Origin of the sequence: Novosphingobium organovorum, assembly GCF_022832435.1 — a bacterium.
GTDB classification, from domain to species: Bacteria; Pseudomonadota; Alphaproteobacteria; order Sphingomonadales; family Sphingomonadaceae; genus Novosphingobium; species Novosphingobium organovorum.
This window is the reverse complement of record NZ_JALHLF010000183.1, coordinates 1-4,487: the sequence shown is the minus strand read 5'-3', so window position 1 is coordinate 4,487 and position 4,487 is coordinate 1. Positions and strand designations below refer to the sequence as shown.

4 protein-coding genes are annotated in these 4,487 nt (G+C 69.0%); all 4 read right to left on the bottom strand.

Going from position 1 to position 4,487, the window contains the following annotated elements:
* The coding region (locus MTR62_RS20115; protein ID WP_244024295.1) for a PTS sugar transporter subunit IIA at positions 1–501 on the bottom strand (501 nt) is incomplete at its 3' end.
* Between the two features lie 96 nt (positions 502–597).
* Positions 598–1,731 carry an N-acetylglucosamine-6-phosphate deacetylase gene (gene nagA, locus MTR62_RS20110; protein WP_244024293.1) on the bottom strand — a complete coding sequence of 378 codons (1,134 nt, stop codon included), beginning with the start codon at positions 1,729–1,731 and terminating at the stop codon, positions 598–600.
* Entirely contained in the window at positions 1,728–2,756 is a 1,029-nt protein-coding gene (locus MTR62_RS20105; RefSeq protein WP_244024291.1) for an SIS domain-containing protein, read from the bottom strand. Before MTR62_RS20105 ends, nagA begins: the two co-directional genes overlap by 4 nt.
* A 203-nt stretch (positions 2,757–2,959) precedes the next feature.
* Complete coding sequence (locus tag MTR62_RS20100; protein ID WP_244024289.1) at positions 2,960–3,694, bottom strand: copper homeostasis protein CutC; 735 nt, start codon at positions 3,692–3,694, stop codon at positions 2,960–2,962.
* Positions 3,695–4,487: the final 793 nt, after the last annotated feature.

Genomic DNA, 4,487 nt, shown 5'->3' with positions numbered 1-4,487 from the left:
CGGCTCGCCCGCCGCGCCCTGCCCTGCCGCGCGCGCGACCAGCGTCATCACCGTATCGCCCAGCGCCACCGGGCCGGGCGCGCGTTTGTCCGCCAGCGTCCAATCCTCGCTTTCGAGCAGCAGGAACGGGGTCATCGCGCTCGACGCCTGGTGCACCACCGCATCGAGATCGAAGCGCACCAGCGGATCGCCCTCGGCCACGTCCTGGCCTTCGCGCACCAGCGGGGTAAAGCCCGCACCGCCCATCGCCACCGTATCAATGCCCAGGTGCAGCAGCAGTTCGGCGCCGCCCTCAAGCCGCAGCGTCACCGCATGGCCGGTGCGCGCCAGCGAGGCGATCGTCCCCGCGCAGGGCGCATGGAGCGTGTCGCCCGTCGGATCGAAAGCCAGCCCGTCGCCAAGGCTCCCGCCGGCGAAGACCGGATCGGGCAGTTCCTCCAGCGGGCCGAGCCATCCGGCCAGGGGTGCAAGAAGGCGGATCGGTGCGCGTGATTCGGCCATGGGCGGCAAGGTCTCCGGTCGGTCAGTCGTCAGGCAAGAGCATTGTTTCGGGCGCTCCGGCAAGCGCGCGCCCGAAGGGGTACGGCGCGCGAGGGCTCAGGCGATCCGCTCGCCCGCGATCCACGCCCCGTGCGGCGCGCCGTCGCGGCCAAGCCAGGTCAGGTCGGCGGCAAAACCGTTGGCAAGACGCCCGCGTCGGTCGCCCATGCCCAGGAACGCGGCCGGGTTGGCGCTCGCCATCGCCAGCGCGGTCTCGATCGGCAGGCCGACCATCTCGACACTGTTCTGCACCGCCTGCGCCAGATCGAGCGAGGCCCCCGCGAGCGTGCCCGCATCGTCGATGCAGCGCCCGCCCGCCACCGTGATACGGCGCCCGTCGAGCATGAAATGGTCGCTGTCCATGCCAACGCAGGGCATCGCATCGCTCACCAGCATGAAGCGGTCGAGCGGGCGCGCGGCGAGCGCAATGCGCAGCGCCGCAGGGTGGACATGGTGGCCATCGACGATCAGGCCGCACCAGGCTTCCTGATTTTCCAGCGCAGCTCCGACCATGCCGGGTTCGCGGTGGTGCAGCCCGAGCATCGCGTTGTAGAGGTGAGTGACCCCCGTGGCCCCGAACGCGAAGGCATCGCGCGCGGTCTCGTAGCTGGCGCTCGAATGGCCGATCGAGAGGATCACACCCGCCGCGCGCAGCGCGGCCGCCTGTTCGGGATCGAGGTATTCGGGCGCGATAGTGAACACCACCTTGCCCTGGCGCGGACGCAGCAGCAGTTCCATCATCGCATCGTCAAGCGCGCAGAGGCGCTCTTCGGCGTGGATACCCTTGTAGCGGCGGCTGAGCACCGGCCCTTCGACGTGGACGCCGAGGCATCCCGGAACCCCCGCGGCGATGGCTTCATCGCCCGCGTCGAGCGCGCGCGCGATCATCTCGGTCGAGCCGCTGATGAGCGTGGGCAGGATGCCCGTGGTGCCGCGCCCGGCGTGCGCGCGGGCCATCGTCGCGATGCCTTCGCGCGTGGGCGTTTCGTTGAGCAACACCCCGCCGCCGCCGTTGACCTGGATGTCGATCAGGCCGGGGACGAGGCGCCCACCGCGCAGATCGACGCTCTCACCGGTTCCATCGGCCGGGGTAATCGCGGCGATCCGCCCGCCCGCACACGCCAGCGTCGCGCCGTCCCGCCAGACGCCATCGACCAGCACCTGGCCGTTCTCGAAGGTGATCCGGCTCATCGCGTTTCGGTCACCTTGCGCAAGTGGGCCGGGCTGTCGGGATCGAACCCGCGCGCAAGCGACAGCGCATTGGCCTCGGGGTAGAACGCCTGGATCATCAGGATCGGCTCGAGCGCGGGATGGCCCGCCAGCTTGGCAAGGCTGTCGCCCGCCACGGTCGAAAGGGCGTCAAGCACCCGCACCGCGGCGCCCCGCTGCGCGAACTCATCCGCCGCCTCGCGCACGCTCGCGCCCGAGGCATCGCTGCCCGCAAAACCAAGCACAGGAAAGCCCGCATTGACGATCGCCATCGGCCCATGGCGCACTTCGGCAGCGCTGAACCCTTCGGCATGGAGCCCGCAGGTCTCCTTGAGCTTGAGCCCGGCCTCCTGCGCGACACCAAAGCCGTAGCCGCGCCCGATCACGAACAGGTTGGCGGCCGAACCGAGCAGATCGACCAGCCCGAACGGAGCACGGCCCACAGCCTCACCGAGCCCGGCCGAAAGCCCCTCGAGCGCGCCGAGCAGCGCGGCGTCCTCGCTCCAGTGGCCGACCATCGCGGCCAGCGCGACGAGCGCGGCGATATAGGACTTGGTCGCGGCGACCGAGCGTTCCGGCCCCGCCTTGAGACCGATCAGCACGTCGGCCATCTCGGCCAGCGGCGAAGTCTCGTCGTTGACCAGCGCGACAACGCGCGCCCCGGCGTCCTTGTAGGCCTGCGCGGTGGCGATGAGATCGGGGCTGCGCCCGCTCTGCGAAATCGCCACCAGCAGCGCGTCGCCCGAAACCGGGCGCGCGGCATAGACCGAGGCGACCGACAGCGCGGCCGAAGCGACCGGCACCCCGGTCATCGTCTCGATCAGGTACTTGCCATAGGTTGCGGCGTGGTCCGACGACCCGCGCGCGCACGTCACCACCAATGCGGGCGGGGCCGAGCGCAGCGCCTGCCCCAGTTCCACCAGACGCTCGTGATTGGCCGCGAGAAACCGCGCGCAAACCTCAGGCCCCTCGGCCGCTTCGGCCGCCATGAGGGTCGTATCTGTCATCGTGACAGGCATTCAAAAACTCCTTTGAGCACTGTGGGCAGCCCCTCCCACGCTCCGCAAACTGCACCGCCGATGCGGACACCGCACCACTCGACGAGCGGACGGCCTTGCGTAACAACAGGCACAATAAGGTATAGATTGGTATTATTCAAGCTCGCATTGGCATTGCCGCTCGTTTTTCCCGAGCGAACCGGACAGGCCCGCTACGCGCCGCCCGCCGCCGCCACGTAAGCCGCCACGCGCTGCGCGTCGGTAACCCGCAGCGGTCCAGCCACGAAGCCCAGTTCACGCAGGCGCGCATCCCCCTCATGCGGCGCGGCGGCGCGGCATGAGGCGTGAAATTCGTCCACTCCGGCCGCCCGCAAGGCCGCAATCGCTTCAGGGACCAGTCCACCGCCCGCCAGCAATACGATCCGCCCCGCCGCCTGCGTGGCAAGCTGCGCGAAGCGCGCCACCCCGTCTCCCGCAGAAACCTGCCCCGCCGAAGTCAGCACACGCTCGAAACCCAGCTCAATCGCCAGTTCCAGCCCTTCGAACGGGTCCTCCAACAGGTCGAATACGCGATGCAGCGTCAGCGAAAGCGGCGCGCCGCGCGCGCTGGCGGCGGCGCGTACAACGCCAACCCAATCCTCGAGCAGGGCCCGATCGAGCCCGGCCGCACCGCCCGCCCCGATCACCAAACCGTCCACGCCAGCCTCGATCGCGGCAAGGCTATCGCCAAGTTGGACTGCCTGTTCCTGCGCATCGTAGAGAAAATCGCCCGCGCGCCCCCGGATCAGCGCGTGAACGGGAATACCCTGCCCCACCGCACCCCGCATCAGCGCCAGCGACGGCGTCAGGCCGCCCAGGTCGAGCGCGCTGCACAACTCGATTCGCCCAGCGCCACCATCGCGCGCCACGCGCAGGCCGCGCAGATCCTCTACACACACTTCGAGCATATACCCTCCGCGGCGCAGCGGCCGATCGGCCGGCGCCAAAAGGACCTATTTTGGTCCACATAGGTTCTAATCAAGGCCACTCTTCGACTTCCCCCATGCCAGAGTGAGACCGAAAGGAACCAGCCGAACGCCGAAAAATCAAGACAAATCGCCGCCACCTAGGCGCGAACGAAGGCATCTTGCGGGTTCGAGCAAATTTCAGGGTAGACTTTCCCTATTTTTTCGACACAATAGGTATCTCATAAGGCGCTAATTGGTCTTGTTAACGATTCTCCAGCCTCGCCGGAGCCGTACAGCGATCGAGCGCCTCGAACGAAGTCTTTCCGCATTCCTCCCGGCTGGCCGCCGCAGGAATGCCCATGCCGGACAGGGGTGGCGATCGATGACGGGCGTAAGCACACGGGCACAAGACCAGCCCGCGCACGGTCCGCCGTTTACCGCCCGCCGCGCATGGCACCGCGCGCGCCGCCCCCGGCGACGAACCCGCTTTCCAGGCCTGTCCGTGGCATCCTTGTCCCGGGTACACAGACGGGCCTGACTTCGCTGGCGCGACTGGCTCCTCCCCGGTCGCGCCAGCGAAACACCCGCGCTTCACGGACTTTCGTATCCACGCCCCGGTTCCTATACCGCCCGGCACCGGCCCATTTCTCACGCCTTTTCCTCCTTCCCTCGCCCCCTTCCCCCCCCCCTTCCTCCTTCCCTCGCGCCCCTTCCCTCGTTTCCCCCGGCCTGACGCCGGCCCGCGCGCGACGCGGCCGCCCGGCGGGAGGCCTCTCGACCGCAGGACCCGCTT